General features: G+C 71.8%; 12 protein-coding genes. 4 read left to right on the forward strand and 8 right to left on the reverse strand.

Annotated features, from left to right (window positions below; all coding sequences use genetic code 11):
• Positions 1-12 precede the first annotated feature (12 nt).
• Positions 13-2,163 carry an alpha-galactosidase gene (locus ACZ7D7_RS10170; RefSeq protein ID WP_470823544.1) on the forward strand — a complete coding sequence of 717 codons (2,151 nt, stop codon included), beginning with the start codon at positions 13-15 and terminating at the stop codon, positions 2,161-2,163.
• A gap of 33 nt (positions 2,164-2,196) precedes the next feature.
• Here the strand turns inward: ACZ7D7_RS10170 and ACZ7D7_RS10175 are convergent, their stop codons facing one another.
• The gene (locus tag ACZ7D7_RS10175; RefSeq protein ID WP_470823546.1) at positions 2,197-2,814 is read right to left on the reverse strand and encodes a TOPRIM nucleotidyl transferase/hydrolase domain-containing protein; all 618 of its coding nucleotides are present in this window, start codon (positions 2,812-2,814) and stop codon (positions 2,197-2,199) included.
• A 68-nt stretch (positions 2,815-2,882) separates the two neighbouring features.
• On the opposite strand from ACZ7D7_RS10175, the gene ACZ7D7_RS10180 reads away from it, so the two are divergent.
• On the forward strand, positions 2,883-4,571 hold the full coding sequence (locus ACZ7D7_RS10180; protein ID WP_470823547.1) for an immunity 49 family protein: 1,689 nt from the start codon (positions 2,883-2,885) through the stop codon (positions 4,569-4,571).
• An 8-nt stretch (positions 4,572-4,579) separates the two neighbouring features.
• On the opposite strand, the gene ACZ7D7_RS10185 is transcribed toward ACZ7D7_RS10180, so the two are convergent.
• Positions 4,580-5,461 carry an NAD(P)-dependent oxidoreductase gene (locus ACZ7D7_RS10185; RefSeq protein WP_470823548.1) on the reverse strand — a complete coding sequence of 294 codons (882 nt, stop codon included), beginning with the start codon at positions 5,459-5,461 and terminating at the stop codon, positions 4,580-4,582.
• Between the two features lie 96 nt (positions 5,462-5,557).
• On the opposite strand from ACZ7D7_RS10185, the gene ACZ7D7_RS10190 reads away from it, so the two are divergent.
• Entirely contained in the window at positions 5,558-5,902 is a 345-nt protein-coding gene (locus ACZ7D7_RS10190) for a winged helix-turn-helix transcriptional regulator (RefSeq protein ID WP_470823549.1), read from the forward strand.
• A gap of 42 nt (positions 5,903-5,944) precedes the next feature.
• Positions 5,945-6,730 (forward strand): DeoR/GlpR family DNA-binding transcription regulator, encoded by a 786-nt coding sequence (locus tag ACZ7D7_RS10195; RefSeq protein ID WP_470823550.1) that lies wholly within the window; start codon positions 5,945-5,947, stop codon positions 6,728-6,730.
• Between the two features lie 97 nt (positions 6,731-6,827).
• Here the strand turns inward: ACZ7D7_RS10195 and ACZ7D7_RS10200 are convergent, their stop codons facing one another.
• The 6 genes from ACZ7D7_RS10200 to ACZ7D7_RS10225 form a co-directional block, all read right to left on the reverse strand.
• A complete protein-coding gene (locus ACZ7D7_RS10200) occupies positions 6,828-7,703 on the reverse strand; it encodes a geranyl diphosphate 2-C-methyltransferase (RefSeq protein WP_470823551.1) in 876 nt (291 codons plus the stop codon).
• A 16-nt stretch (positions 7,704-7,719) separates the two neighbouring features.
• Positions 7,720-9,198, reverse strand: a complete 1,479-nt coding sequence (locus tag ACZ7D7_RS10205) for a family 2 encapsulin nanocompartment cargo protein terpene cyclase (protein ID WP_470823552.1) — start codon at positions 9,196-9,198, stop codon at positions 7,720-7,722.
• Between the two features lie 225 nt (positions 9,199-9,423).
• Complete coding sequence (locus ACZ7D7_RS10210) at positions 9,424-10,839, reverse strand: family 2B encapsulin nanocompartment shell protein (protein WP_470823553.1); 1,416 nt, start codon at positions 10,837-10,839, stop codon at positions 9,424-9,426.
• A 221-nt stretch (positions 10,840-11,060) separates the two neighbouring features.
• A complete protein-coding gene (locus tag ACZ7D7_RS10215) occupies positions 11,061-11,582 on the reverse strand; it encodes a hypothetical protein (protein ID WP_470823554.1) in 522 nt (173 codons plus the stop codon).
• A 245-nt stretch (positions 11,583-11,827) separates the two neighbouring features.
• Positions 11,828-13,285 carry a Gfo/Idh/MocA family protein gene (locus tag ACZ7D7_RS10220; protein ID WP_470823555.1) on the reverse strand — a complete coding sequence of 486 codons (1,458 nt, stop codon included), beginning with the start codon at positions 13,283-13,285 and terminating at the stop codon, positions 11,828-11,830.
• Between the two features lie 172 nt (positions 13,286-13,457).
• Positions 13,458-14,456: a hypothetical protein gene (locus tag ACZ7D7_RS10225; RefSeq protein WP_470823556.1), complete on the reverse strand. Its 999-nt coding sequence runs from the start codon at positions 14,454-14,456 to the stop codon at positions 13,458-13,460.
• Positions 14,457-14,461: the final 5 nt, after the last annotated feature.

Genomic DNA, 14,461 nt, shown 5'->3' on the forward strand with positions numbered 1-14,461 from the left:
AGGAGTGCCCCCATGCCCGCCCAGCCGACGTCACCGCCCGCCCACGGCACGGTGGAGATCGACGAACCCAGCGGCACCGTACTGCTGCGCACCGTCGCCTCCTGCTACGTCATGCGCCTGGACGCCGGCACCGTCCGCCACGTCCACTGGGGGGCGCACATCCCCCTGGTCGACGTGGCGGCGCTGCCTGCCTGGGCCGACCACGACAACAGCTTCGCCGGACGCCTCGACGGGGTGGAGGAGTACCCGGTCGAGGGCGGCGCACGGTTCGGCACCCCCGCGCTCGAGGTCCGGTTCGCCGACGGCAGCAGCCCGGTGGAGCCGGTGATCGAGGGACTGAGGACCGTCGGCGAGGGACACGTCGCCGTCTCCTTCCGGGACCGGTCACGGCCGCTGGCCTGGGAACTGCACTACCGCGTCCCGTCCGGCGGAGACCTGATCGAGCGGTGGACGGAACTCACGCACACCGCCGCGCCCGGCAGCGAACCACTCCTCCTGCTGCGCTGCGCCTCCGCCCACTGGCCGCTGCCCCAACGCCCCGGCTGGCGGCTGTCGTCCGTCCACGGCGGCTGGTCCGCCGAAACCCACCTGGAGCGGACCACGCCGGCGGTCGGGGAGACCACCCTCACCAGCAGGCGCGGCCACACCGGACACCACACCAACCCGTGGGTCATGCTCGACACCGGCCTCGCCGACGAGGAGCACGGCGAGGTGTGGGCCGTCGCCCTCGCCACCAGCGGCAGCTGGCGCCTCACGACGCAGCGCACGCCCGCCGGACGCATGAGCGTCGTCGCCGCGCAGGGACACGAGGGCATGGAGATCGCCCTGGCACCCGGGCAGCGGCACACCACCCCGGTCAGCGTGGCGACGTACGGCACCGGCGGTCACGGCGGCACCAGCCGCGCCTTCCACGCCCATGTGCGCCGGCACGTCCTGTCGCACCCGCGGGAGATCCGGCCCGTGCTCTACAACTCCTGGGAGGCCACGTACTTCGACGTGAGCGAGGAGAACCAGCTGGGCCTGGCCAGGCGGGCCGCCGCGCTCGGCGCGGAACTGTTCGTGGTCGACGACGGCTGGTTCGGCGCACGCGAGGACGACCGGGCCGGACTCGGCGACTGGACCCCGAACCGGCACCGCTTCCCGCGCGGACTGCGGCCCTTCGCCGACGAAGTGCACCGGCTGGGCATGGCGTTCGGCGTGTGGGTGGAGCCGGAGATGGTCAACGCCGACAGCGACCTGTACCGGCAGCACCCCGACTGGGTCCTGCACCTGCCCGACCGCTCGGCCACCGAACTGCGTCACCAACTCGTCCTGGACTTCTCCCGGCCGGAGGTGGCCGACTGGGCGCACGCCTGGCTGCGCGGCCTCGTCGAGGACAACGACGTCGACTTCCTCAAGTGGGACTTCAACCGCTCCTTCACGGAAGCGGGCGTGCACGCAGGCGGGCGCGACGCGCGAAGCGTGTACGTCGGGCACGCCGAGGGCCTCGCTCGCGTGCTGGACCGGCTGCGCGCCGACGTCCCGCACCTGCGCGTCGAATCCTGCGCGGGAGGCGGCGGCCGGGTCGACCTGAGCATCCTGCGCCGCACCGACCAGGTGTGGACGTCGGACAACACCGACGCCGTGGACCGGCTCACCATTCACCACGGCTTCAGCCAGATCTACCCCGCCGCGGTGATGTCGGCGTGGGTCACCGACAGTCCCAACCCCCTGACGGGGCGTGCGGTTCCGCTGCGCTTCCGCTTCCACTGCGCCATGGCCGGCGTCCTGGGCATCGGCGGCGACCTGACGCGCTGGACACCCGAGGAGATGGACGAGGCGAGGGAACTGGTCGAGCTCTACAAGGACATCCGGGAGGTGGTGCAGCACGGCCACCAGTACCGCCTGCTCCCGCCGTCCCGGGGCGAGTTGACCGCCGTCGAGTACACGGACGCCGAAGCCGACCGCGCTGTCGTGCTGATCTGGCGGCCGCAGACCTCCTTCGGCCCCGACCACCCCCCACTGCGGCTGCGCGGGCTCGACACGAGCGCCCGGTACCGGGACGAGGACACGGGCGCCGAGTGGTCCGGAGCGACACTCACCGCCTTCGGACTGCCGGTTCCCGCCCTGCCGCCCGGCGACTGCTCCAGCGCGCTGGTACGACTGCGCCGCGTGGCACGCTGATTCCGGGACTGCCGGGCTTCGCACCGCCGAGCCTCAGAGGCTGCCCAGCAACGCGTCGAGCGGGGCGGGGACCCGGTCGGGATCGAGGGCCTCGACGAGGACACGGCCGTAGCGGATCTTGCGTCCCTTCTTCGTGCCGAGGAAGCGCTTGACCTGCTGCTGCGGGGGACGGCCCTGCTGCGCGGGCTGGCGCAGAAACGTGCGCAGCGCACGCTGCTCGCCCTCCGCCCGGACGAGCTCCGCCACGCGCGGCACGCCCAGCGCGCGGATGAGCTCGTCCTCCAGGTCCGCGGCACAGACGAAGAAGTCGTGCTGTGCCGCACCGGCCAGACTGAAGCCCCGCGCGTAGTAAGGCCGTTCCGCCTCGTCGCACAGTCCCGTGATCCGAAGCCCGAGCCCGGGCGACCCGACGAGCCGGGCGTACCGCTCGATGCTCATGGCCCCGCCGATCGACATGACGCAGACGCCCTCGGCCGCCAGATCCCGGCCCCGCCGCTCCGCCAGCGCGTCCACGGCGGCGACATCACTGGCCCCTTCGACCAGCACGGCCACCCGGACGTCCATCCGCGCGGCCAACTCGCGCGCGAGGCCCCCCGAACCGCCCGCGGCCCATGCGGAGACCGCGCCCCGGAACGCGCTCATGTCACTCATGGCACGAGTCTCGGCCCGTTCGGCCGACGACGCGAGGGATTTTGCGCCGGCGACTAGGGTGGAGGGAAATGATCAACGAGCGTGTGGGGGAGCGGGGCGTGCGGGTGGAGCGGCATTCGGTGGGTGAGGCGGCCGTGGCGGCGGCGAGGGACGACTTCGCCAACCGGATCGGCGGGCAGGTGCACTCCATGTCGAAGGCCGGGCGCATCACCGGGGACGACTGGTGGATGGTCGCCGAGGAGTTCCTCGACTACCTGGGGGCGCTGTCCGTGACCCGGCCCGACCTGGACCTTCCCGAGGCCAAGGCGGTGCTGCTCGACGCGGCGGAGGCCGCCGTGGGCAAGGTCGCGTTCGCCGCCTACTACCCGGTCGCCCGGTTCGACGTCTTCCTGCACTACGTGAACTTCGGCATGACCTACGACGCCGAGGACTCGCGCGAGGGAGCGGAGTCGATCTTCACCGGGGAGTGGATCGACGCCTTCTGCCTGGCCGTGCTCACCGGACGGGTCGAACGGGACAGCGAGGCCTTCCACTTCGCCCGCCAGAAGTTCCACGCCGACACGGCCGGGCGCCCGGCCGGACAGCTCGTCGCCGGGCTCATGGCGTACGTCCTCGGCGACCTCGGCGACGACGACCAGGACTTCCCGCCGTCCCGTGCGGAGCAGCTCGCCGCGCTGGACGCCGCGCTCGCCCGCACCCGGGCCGACGGCCGGGCCGACAGCCTCGAAGCGATCGCGCTGTCCGCGCTGCGCGCCATGGCGGCCGACGACCAGCAGGCCTTCGGCGCCGCCCTCACCACCCTGCTCAGCACGTACGCCGGCACACCCGGCCCCGGCGCCGCGCCCCGCACCCTGCTGCCGCTCCTGCCCCTGGCCCTGGCCGCGCTCGCCCACCGCCGGCAGGGCTGGCAGCCACCCGTCCGGTCCGACTACCTGCCGCGGGCCCTGGTGACCGGCTTCGAGTCCGCGGGACCACGCGTCAAGGCGTACGGCCGTGACCGCCGCCCCGACGCGGTCGCGCAGCTCGCCGCCGGACCCGTGCACGTCGCGCGCCCGGAGAATCCGCGCTCGATCGACCCGGAGGCCGAGGCCTTCTTCGAGGAGGACACCCGCGCCATTCTCGCCCGCGGCGACGAAGACACCCCCGCCGCACGCCTGTTGGACGCCATGCGGGACCAGGAACTGCTGTTCAAGTTCCGGGCCACCCTCGGCGCCGACGTCAGCGACCGGCAGCTCGAGAACCTCACCCTGGCATCCCGCTTCGGCGCGGCCGCCGCCGCCTCGGTCACGGCACCGCAATGGCTCACCGCCACCTGCTTCGCCCTGATCACCGGCAAGCGGGAGAACCTGGCGCCGCTGGTCCTGATCGACCCCGCCGTCCTCGCCGACGGCTCCGCCTACGCCTCGTACTACCAGGCCCTGCACGCCTACCTGCGCGCCGACGATCCCGAGCCCGCCATGGACCGCGCCCTGGCGGACGTGGGCAAGGTGACCGGGTGGGGCTTCAGGCAACCCCCGACCGTCCTGCTGTCCCAACTCGTAGAAGGGGACGAGGAAAGCTACAACCTCGCCCTCCTCGACGCACTGGAGGCCCACCGCGACCACTACGCCGTGGCGGACCGCAGCGGCACCTGCGACGCCGCGATCGACCTGCACGTCCTCGCCCTCACCTGCCACGCCCGCCGCAGGGGCATGCGGATCCTGGTCGACTCCCCGTATCTGCCGCCCCGGCTGCTCGACGCGGCCCGGCCCCGGTAGCCGGCCGGTCAGCGCACCAGCAGGTCGATCACGCCCGTCAGGTCCTCCTCCCCGCCGCCCTCGGAGAGCCGCCGGCGCATCAACGCGAAGTAGGGGCTGAGCAGTTCGGTGCTGACGCCCTGCTGCTCGGCGGTGCTCAGGAACGTCGGCGTGCCGGCCACCTGCATGGCCAGGTTGGAGACGACGCCCTTCGTGTAGTCGCCGCTGCGGAGCTGGTCGGCGGTCTGGTGGACCGCCGGGGCCATCGCGACGAGCCAGTCGGCGAGCAGCGGGGCCAGCGACGCGGGGTCGAGGTCCTCCTCGCGGATCAGGGCGAAGGCGTGCGCGGCCCCGGCGAACATCCCGTACATGGCGCTGAGCAGGGCCACGTCGTGCAGGGCCGCGAACCCCGCGTCCTCGCCGACGTACTTGGTGCCGAGCGGGACGGCCAGGGTCTCCCGGTGTCGCTCGAACAGCTCGCGCGAACCGCTGTAGAAGACGTAGCCGCCGGCCTCCGGGACGCCGACCATGGGCGGTACGGCCATGATCCCGCCGTCCAGGTGGCGGGCGCCGCGCTCCCGGGCCCACGCGGCGCGGGAGCGGGCCTGGGCGGGAGTGCCGGTCGTGAGGTCGACCAGGTCCCGGCCGGTGAGATCGGCGTCGGCGAGCGCCTCGCCGACCGACGCGTCGTCCAGCAGGCAGACCACGACGAGGGTGTTCGCCGCCACCGCTTCGGCGGCATTGCCCGCGACGGTCGCGCCCTCGGCGGCGAGTGCGGCGGCGCGGGCCGGGGTGCGGTTCCAGACGGTGAGGGGGTGCCCGGCGGCAAGCCAGGCGCGGGCCAGCGCGGTACCCATCGCACCGAGGCCCAGCAGAGTGAGGGGAGTCTTCTCAACGGCGTTCTGTGTCATGGCGATTAGGCTGGTCGCCGGCCCCGGGGCGGACAAGTACGCACTTCGGAGTGGGTGGTTACCCCGGGGTGAGCGAGCACGTCGGAGGGATGGGGCATGGCGACGCTGAACCGGCCGGGCACACCTGACGGACACGTCTGCGGGATCGACACGGCGATGGAGGTGATCGGCGGCAAGTGGAAGGTCCTCATCCTCTGGGCCCTCCACGAGCACCCCCGGCGCCGCTTCGGCGAACTGCGCCGACTGCTCCCCGGCATCACCGAGAAGGTGCTGGCCTCGCACCTGCGCGAGATGGAGGCGGACGGCATCGTGCGCCGCACCTCCTACGACGAGGTGCCGCCCCGCGTCGAGTACGCGCTGACGCAGGACGGCGTACGCCTCAACGCGGCACTGGAGCCACTGGCCGAGTGGGGACGCCGGCGGTCGGCCGTCCACCCGTAGATCCGTACGCGTAGACTTTCGTGACGGAGCGAGGAGGAGTACGTGGCGGCACATGAGCGGTGGACCCGGCTGCTGGAGATCCTCAGCAACGAGGGCCAGGTCGACGTGCTCGACGCCGCCGAGCGACTGGGGTGCTCCGCCGCCACCATCCGGCGTGACCTGGACGAACTGGCCCGGCAGAACCTGCTGACCCGCACCCGCGGCGGCGCGGTCGTGAGCGCCGTCGCCTACGACCTGCCGCTCCGCTACAAGGTGGCGCGCAAGGCGGACGAGAAGCTGCGCATCGCGAAGGCCGCCGCCGCGCTGATCCCGGCGGGCTCCACCGTGGGGATCAACGGCGGCACGACGACGTCCGAGGTGGCCCGGGAGCTGGCCGTGCGGCCGGACTCCGCCGAGGACAGTGGCACTCACACGCTGACCGTCGTGACCAACGCGATCAACATCGCCAACGAACTGGCCGTACGTCCCCACGTGAAGATCGTCGTCACCGGCGGAGTCGCCCGGCCGAACTCCTACGAGCTGGTCGGCCCGCTGGTCAACTCGGTGCTCGACAACCTGTCCCTGGACTACACCATCCTGGGCGTGGACGCCGTGCACCCGCGTCTGGGGGCGGCCACCCACGACGAGTCGGAGGCCGGCGCCAACCGTGCCCTGGCCGACTGCGCGGGCAAGGTGATCGTCGTGGCCGACTCGTCGAAACTGGGGCGCCGGGCCTTCGCCCTCGTGTGCGAGCTGAGCGCCGTGTCGGTCCTCGTGACGGACAAGGAAGCGCCCGCGGACATCGTCGAGGAGATCGCGGCCAAGGGCATCGAGGTGCTCTGCGTCTGACGGGCGCCCCGCTGCCGATCGCCCGTGAGGACCGTGACGCCGGGGTGCCGGTCCGCGGGAGACGGACCGGCACCCCGGGCAGGATCCGGTACGGGCGTCAGACGCGGTCGGCCGCGATCAGCACGTACTGGAAGGAACCGTCCCGGTACGACTCGATGAACGCCTCCTCGATCCCCGTGACCAGGGACGACGTCGCCCGCAGCTCCCAGTAGGGCAGCGTGTCAGGGGTGAGGTCGATGACGGTCTGCGGTACGAGGCGGTTGTCGGCCATGGCCCGCAGGTACTCGCGGCGCGAGTGGATGTTGCACTCGAAGTGGGCGTTGATCTGCGAGACCCACTTCGACGGCTGGCCGTAGCGGGGATTCCAGCAGCCCGTGATCGTCACGTACCGCCCGCCGACCCGCAGGAAGCGGGAGTGCTCGGCGAACAGGTCGTGCAGGTCGACGTACATGGTCGACTCGTTGTTCCACGAGGCGGCGACGCTGCCCTTCTCGAAGGGCGTGTCGAGCATGTTGCACACCTGGGCGCGCACATGGTCCTCGATGCAGAGTTCCCGCGCGCGCCGGTTGCCGAACTCGGCCTGCGACGAGGACAGGGTGACGCCCTCGACCTTGCAGCCGAAGCGCTGGTGGGCCATCACCATCGACCCGCCGCGCCCGCAGCCGGCGTCGACGAGGGTGTCGTCGCTCCTGATGGGACCGAGGTGGTCCAGGAGGACCTCGGCCTGGGCCGACTCGAGGCGGTGCAGCTCGGCGATCAGCCTCTTCTCGTACGCGCTGTCCGCGGTGTTGCCCAGCGCGTCGTGGTCGACGGCGCCGATGCCGTAGTGGTGGTGGTAGAGCCCGTCCACGTCACCGAGGCGCAGGTTCACCGGCCTCGCCTCGCTGTTCCAGTAACGGGCGATGTCCCGCTGGTAGGGCGTCGCCGGGGCCGGGATCATCTTGGCGGAGGTGGGGGTGAGTTCGGTGGTCACAGAGGTGTTCCGTTCCTTACCAGAAGTCGGGCAGGCTGTAGCGGTAGGTGTTGGTGCGGTGCCAGTAGTGGTTGCCGTCGACCCAGGCGGCCACGCCCTTGAGGAAGCGCAGCACGGGGGGCAGGGGGCAGGTGGCGGCCAGTTCGGCCGCGGCGGCCTCGAAGGCGTGCATGAGTTCGTTGTGGACCTCGACCGCCTTCAGGTACGCGTCCCGTTCGGAGAGCTGCTCGCGTTCCGCGATCACCACCGGGAGATTCAGGTGCCGGCCCGGGCTGTCGAGTTCCTTGGTGTACGAGTAGAGGTCGTTGACGATGGTGGTCGCGTTCCCGGCGAGCGCGATGACCCGCTGCATGTCCGGCCGGGCGTGCAGGTCGGCGGGCAGTTCGTAGCCGCCCACGGTGTCGGTGATGGTGGGACAGGGGCGGAAGTTGTTGAACTGGCGCATGGCCAGGTACTCCCACACCTCCGGCAGGTGGTCGGTCTCGGCCCACGCGGCCTCGGCCAGGTAGCCCATGTGGAGCCGGGCCATGTCGTGCCGGTAGCGGTCGGCCTGCGAGGGGGTGGACGCGCGGACGAAGTAGTCCATGGCGCTGCGGTAGGCGCGCCGCGGGGCGTCCGAGCCGAGCGACTCCGCCCAGCCCGGCGCGTACTCCGGGGTGGTGTGGAGATGGTCGAGCGCGGTGTGCGCGAGGAGGAGGCGTCCGCCGAGACCGACGGGTGAGCCGCCGTGGTCCTCGCAGTAGCAGTCGTCGACGGCGTTCTCGGCGACCATCAGCCGGGTGGCGAGCATCAGGTGGTCGACCGTGGGGGCGTCCGGGTGGCAGGCCACCATGTAACGCCCCACGGAGAACCCGTCGAACTGGCCCTCCCACTCCTCCGGGTAGAGCTGGACCTCGTCCTCGGCCCAGCGCTTGATCCGTCGGCTGACCTCCTCCACTCGTGCGGGGTCGGGTTCCGGAACGGGGTGGTGGTAGAGGCCCGGAACGGCGCGGCCCTCGGCGGGCGGCACGGGTTGCGGGGGATCCGAGGACACCGGGGGATCCAGGGAACCCGGGCGGCCCGAGGACTCCGAGGACTCCGAGGACTTCGGCGGTTCCGTGACCTCCGGTGCCGGCGGTGGACCGAGTCGGCGGGCCAGGGAGAGGGACGCCGTGCCCAGGCCGGCCGGTCCGCGCAGGACCCGCTGCACGGCGGCGTCGGCGACGGCCGCGGCCGGAGCGCTCGGCGTGGGCGGAGTGGGCGGGGTGGACGGGGCGGGCCGCGAGGGCGGGGTGATCGGCGGATGCGGGGCGGCCGGCAGGCCGGGGGGCGACGGCACGGACAGCGCGTCCGGCCCGTCAGGTGGTGCCGTTGCCGACGGTGGCTCCGCCGGTGCCGCGTGCGGTGCGGGTGGGTTCTCGGAGCGGGCGGGGGCCCGGGCGAGAACGGAGGCCGCGGCGCCGGGCGCGGTGACGACCGGCACCGACGGCTGCGGGACGGGTCCGGGGTCGGACATTCCGTGGCTCCTCTCTGCGGTGGTCTGGGGCGGGTGCGCCGACGAAGGGCGACGAGCCGGGCCGGGCCGGACGCCTGGGCCGGTCGGCCGCGCGCCGACCCTGCCGGGGCCTTGGCTGGGGCCTTGGCGGGGGTCTTGGAAGTGACCCGTTCGACGCTCGTGGCCTTCGAGGCCCGCGCGGCGTCGGCTCCGGCACGGGCCGCCCGCCGAACGGGCCCTGCGGCTCTAGTCCCGCGCGCGGGCGATCTGCACGTTCTCCATCACGCCGAGCGCGTCGGGCACGAGCACGGCGGCGGAGTAGTACGTGGTGACCAGGTAGGAGATGATCGCCTGCTCGCTGATGCCCATGAACCGCACGGAGAGGCCCGGCTCGTACTCGTCCGGGAGGCCGGTCTGCCGCAGGCCGATGACGCCCTGGTTCTCCTCGCCCAGACGCATGGCGATGATGGAGCTGGTCTGCTCCTTGGTGATCGGGATCTTGTTGCAGGGCAGGATCGGGACCCCCCGCCAGGCCGGCACGGACTGGCCGCCGAGGTCGACGTGGTCCGGGTAGAGACCGCAGGCGTTGAAGCCGCGCCCGATCGCGGCGATCGTCCGCGGGTGGGCGAGGAACAGCTTGGTCCCGCGCCGACGGCACAGCAGCTCGTCCATGTCGTCCGGGGTGGGCGGGCCGGAGTGGGGCTGGATGCGCTGCTTGAAGTCCGCGTTGTGCAGCAGGCCGAACTCGCGGTTGTTGATGAGTTCGTGCTCCTGGCGCTCACGCAGCGCCTCGATGGTGAGCCGGAGCTGCTCCTCCGTCTGGTTCATCGGGCCGTTGTAGAGGTCGGCGACCCTGGTGTGGATCCTCAGCACGGTCTGTGCGACGGAGAGTTCGTACTCACGCGGCTTCAACTCGTAGTCCACGAAGGCGCCCGGCAGTTCGGCCTCGCCCACGTGGCCGGCCGACATGGGGATCTCGGCCTCGCCGTGCTTGTTCTGCCGCTGCCGGCCGAGTGAGCTGAACTCCTCGATGTGCGCCTGGAGGTTCGGTGCGGAGGCCTGTACGGCGGCGAAGTCGGAGCGGGAGAGCGTGAGCAGGGTGCCGGACGTCTCGGCGGTGGCCGTGTAGTCGTAGCGGGCGTCGGCGTCCAGCAGGGCGTTCTCCCCGAAGTGGTCGCCGTCCGCGAGCACCGCGATGGCGACCTCCCCGCCGTACTTGCCCTCGGAGGTCTGCCGGACCCGGCCGTGGGCGATCATGTGGATCCGGTCGGCCTCGGCGCCGCTCTCGACGAGGACGTCCCCCGCCGCGAAGTCGCGCTGCGTGCAGCGGCCGGCGAGGGCGGTGAGGACCTCGGAGTCCGTGAAGCCGCGCAGCAGGGCGAGCTCGCCGAGTTCACCGGGGATGACCCGGACCGTGGCCCCGTCCTGGACGAAGTCGATGCGCCCGTCGCCGACGGTGTAGCGCAACCGGCGGTTGACCCGGTACGCGCCGCCCTTCGTCTCGACCCAGGGGAGCATCCGCAGCAGCCAGCGGGAGGTGATCTCCTGCATCTGCGGGGCGGACTTGGTGGTGGTGGCGAGGTTCCGGGCGGCGGCCGTACTCAGGGACTGCTGCGGCGCGGATGGTGCGGCCTGGGTTTCCGGGCTGCTGTCGACGGTCATCGAGGCGAGTTCTCCTTAGGGATCCGTGCAGGTCCCGAAGGACAGTAATGACCACTCGGCGCGCAACGCCCGGAGAACCCGGAGGGGTTACCCCGAAGCAGTGACAATCATTTGAGTGCGGTTTATCTGCTCCGTCGGCGACATTTGCGCCACTTCACCGGAGCGGCCAAGACGCGTGGGGCGCGACCACCGCTCCGTGAAGGCGCAGTACCTCGAACGTGTCACAGAGGATCCGGCCAATTTGCCGTCACCGTGCTGCGGTGGGGTGCGTGGCGGTGACGTAAGGTGCCGTGGGCACGGGCCAGTTCGCGCAGGGCCTGCTGCAGCGCGAGTTCCATCGCCGCCGGTGAGTTGAGGGTGCCGCTGCCGTCGGGCGGGGAGAGCCAGCGGAGGTCGCCCCAGCGGCAGTGCGGGGCGGGAGCGGCGATCCAGCCGCCCTCGGTGACGTAGCGGACGTCGCGCCCGATCCACACGGTCCCGGGGGCGGGCGGCAGGAAGAAGCCGACGTGTTGGCTCCTGCTGTCGAGGAGGGCGGGACCGGGGTCGAGGCGGGGGAGACCGGCGAGGATGTCGGCCGTCCGCAGCCCGAGGCAGGCCGGGACGATCAGCACGTCCCAGAACCGCCCGGCGGCCAGGAGATGGACGCCCGTGCTGCCGTTCTGCCAGTCGTTCTTGCAGGAGCGCGGGTTCCGTGCGGCGGCGGCCAGCCACTCCGTCGCGTTCACCCATTGAGTCAGTGGCATCGCGGACCTCCTGTGTGACGTCTGCGCCCCCTGGCGCGGCAGGCACGGGCCGACTGGCCGGATCGGATCGCAGGATCGTGTCGGCCGGTCCGCCGAACAGGTGCGAGGGGGCGGGGGATGCCCCATGCAACGGCCCGCGCGGGACCATGACCAGAGGGGGCGCGGGCCGTTCACCGCATGGAGCGAGCGCCAGCGCACGGAGGGGGCAGATATATGCAGACGTGCGCCGTCGCGTGCTCCTGACGTCAGCCGACCGGGGGCATCTCGGAGGGGCGCGAGTCGAGGCCCGGGCGCCGGTTGACCCAGGCGCCGCGCGTGAAGTCGGGAACGGCGACCGGACTGCCGCCCGCGGTGAGGGACTTGACGCTCAGCGGAATGGGGGAGCACCAGGCGGCGGAGTCGTACACGTCGATGTCCGGGACGAGCCCCGCGCGCATGAGCTGCACTGTGCGCCACTGCAGGATGTAGTCCATGCCGCCGTGACCGCCGTTGTTGGCCGCGTCGTCACCGATCTTCGTCCAGAGCCAGTGGTCGAACTCCTTGCGGTACGAGGCGAAGTCGGCCCAGGCGTGCTTGGTGTGATCGGGCTCGACGTAGACGCGCGCGCCGGTGGAGGACGTCCCGGCGTAGTCCTCGAGGATGCCGCGGGTTCCGGCGAGGGTGTTGATCCGGCTGTACGGGCGGGGCGAGCTGACGTCGTGCTCGGCGCGGATCACCCGGCCCTTGTCCGTGTCGATGAGACAGGTGATCAGATCGCCGTTGACGTAGGTCTCCTTCCAGGACGGGTGGGACCTGTCGACGAAGCGCGCACGGTAGTCCGCGAGGCCCCTGGGCTCCGTGGCCGTGGCCCGCAGCGTCGTCATGCGGTCGCCGCGGTTGATGTCCATGGCGGCGGCGATGGGGGCGAGACCGTGCATCGGGTAGAACGACGCGATGCTGCGGGTGTGCCAGAGCCGTCGCCACGCGTCGGTGTAGTAGGTGTCGGAGAACAGCAGGGCGCGCAGGTCGTGCAGGTAGCCGCCGTGCCCGTTGGTGATGTCCCCGAACAGCCCGTCGTGCGCCATTTTCAGCATGGCCAGCTCGTTGCGGCCGTAGCTGCAGTTCTCGGCGAGCATCAGGTGTCTGCGGGTGCGTTCGCAGGTGTCGACGAGGTCCCACAGCTCGTCCAGCTCGGTGGCGACGGGCAGTTCGACGACGACGTGCTTGCCCGCGAGCAGCGCGGCTCTGCCCTGCTCGTAGTGGAACTCCCACGGGGTGGCGATGTAGACGAGGTCGATGTCGTCGCGGCGCAGCATCCGCTCGTAGGCGGTGGCGCTGCCTCCGTACTCGGCGGGCCGCGGTTTGCCCAGGGAGACCAGCCGGTCGGCGGTGCGCCTGGCGCGGTCGGCGCGGATGTCGCAGACCGCGGTGACCGTGCAGCCGGGAACCGCGGACCAGCCGCTGCTCATTCCTGATCCGCGGTTGCCCAGTCCGATCATGCCGACGCGTACCGTCGGGTGGGGATCGAAGGCGACGTTGATCATCGACTTCTGCCCGCTGCGGCGGCTCGGATCGCGGTCGCCCTCGGGCGGGCGCGAGGACGAGGCGGGGGCCGTGGGGGTCGCGGCGGCGGGGGAGGCACCGGCGAGCCCGGCCAGGGACGCGCCGGTGACCAGGGCTCCGCCCATGACGGAACGACGGGAGACTTCGGGGATCTCGGGCATGCGTACGACGCTCCTCGTGAGTGACCGGCAGCTCCTGCGCAACGACTCTGACGATCCGGCAACTGGGTGTCAATAGTTGCTCATTGAGAGGTGTGAAGAATCAAAAACAAGCATCTGGTGACACGTTGAGTGCGCGGTCCCCGCCGAGCCGCCGGTCCCCCGGCCCTTGACCTCAGCTCCTGTCCGGCCCGCCATCGTTCGCCATGGACCTCCACAGCTCCACCGTCGTCTCCTCCAACTGGTCGAAACGGCGGGTGATGCGGGTCAGGACCGAAGGGGAGGACGTCGCTTCGTAGCGCAGGGCGAGTACGCCCATCGCCTCCCAGTGCCGCATCGCGGCCTCGTGCAGGTCGAGGGTCGCCCGCGAGGCGCCTGCGGCCTCCAGGGAGCGGGCCATGAGTGTGAGGCTGGGGACCGCGTACAGGACCGAGGCGTGGTGGAAGAGACGGCGGGCGCCGTGGGCGGCGCGCTCGGGCGGGCCGGCGAAACACTCCTCGCACAGGGCCTGGTAGCGGCGGATCGCCTCGCGGAATCGGGCCTCGGCGAAGAAGCGCTCCGACTGGCGCGTCAGGGCGCCGCTCAACTCCCCGGCCCCGGACCGAGACGCGTCGGGAGGCGACACGGCGTAGAAGAAGCCCATCGCGTCGTGGGCCTCGCTCTTGATCCGGTCGGAGGCCGACCGGGCCAGGTCGGCGAGCGTGACCACGGCGCGGCAGCTGAACGGCTTCAGGTCGACCACGAGGGTGTCGTGGACCTCGACATGGCCGTGGTCGGCGGCGACGGTGTCGACGACGACCGCGTGCAGGTAGGGCGCGTTGTCGCGGTACACGTCGGCGTAGTTGAGGTGAGCCGTGTTGACCCACACGACGACCGCCCGGTGCCGCTGAACAAGCGCGGCGAGCTGCGCGCCCATGGCGTCGAAGTCGATGGGCTCCTTGTGCACCGTGAAGCCCGACCGCTCCATGCCCAGCGCGCCGGCCTCCTCGACCGGGAAGATGTACTCCGGGTAGCCCGACTCGTCCAGGCCCGCCTGGAACAGGTAGCCGTCGCCCCGCTCGAAGACGGCCTGTTCCCCGACCGGGCGGCCGGCGAGGGAGGCGAGGACCGAGTAGCTTCCGGTCAGACAGTTGACGGCGGTGCCGTCGTACCGCTCGACGATGTGACTCTGCATCGGTG

Source organism: Streptomyces sp. NPDC037054, from assembly GCF_055606745.1.

What these genes read in the sequence shown, in the direction of transcription:
- ACZ7D7_RS10170 (WP_470823544.1), top strand. Translation starts at nt 13, where the DNA reads ATGCCCGCCCAGCCGACGTCACCGCCCGCCCACGGCACGGTGGAGATC.
- ACZ7D7_RS10175 (WP_470823546.1), bottom strand. Translation starts at nt 2,814, where the DNA reads ATGAGTGACATGAGCGCGTTCCGGGGCGCGGTCTCCGCATGGGCCGCG.
- ACZ7D7_RS10180 (WP_470823547.1), top strand. Translation starts at nt 2,883, where the DNA reads ATGATCAACGAGCGTGTGGGGGAGCGGGGCGTGCGGGTGGAGCGGCAT.
- ACZ7D7_RS10185 (WP_470823548.1), bottom strand. Translation starts at nt 5,461, where the DNA reads ATGACACAGAACGCCGTTGAGAAGACTCCCCTCACTCTGCTGGGCCTC.
- ACZ7D7_RS10190 (WP_470823549.1), top strand. Translation starts at nt 5,558, where the DNA reads ATGGCGACGCTGAACCGGCCGGGCACACCTGACGGACACGTCTGCGGG.
- ACZ7D7_RS10205 (WP_470823552.1), bottom strand. Translation starts at nt 9,198, where the DNA reads ATGTCCGACCCCGGACCCGTCCCGCAGCCGTCGGTGCCGGTCGTCACC.
- ACZ7D7_RS10210 (WP_470823553.1), bottom strand. Translation starts at nt 10,839, where the DNA reads ATGACCGTCGACAGCAGCCCGGAAACCCAGGCCGCACCATCCGCGCCG.
- ACZ7D7_RS10215 (WP_470823554.1), bottom strand. Translation starts at nt 11,582, where the DNA reads ATGCCACTGACTCAATGGGTGAACGCGACGGAGTGGCTGGCCGCCGCC.
- ACZ7D7_RS10220 (WP_470823555.1), bottom strand. Translation starts at nt 13,285, where the DNA reads ATGCCCGAGATCCCCGAAGTCTCCCGTCGTTCCGTCATGGGCGGAGCC.
- ACZ7D7_RS10225 (WP_470823556.1), bottom strand. Translation starts at nt 14,456, where the DNA reads ATGCAGAGTCACATCGTCGAGCGGTACGACGGCACCGCCGTCAACTGT.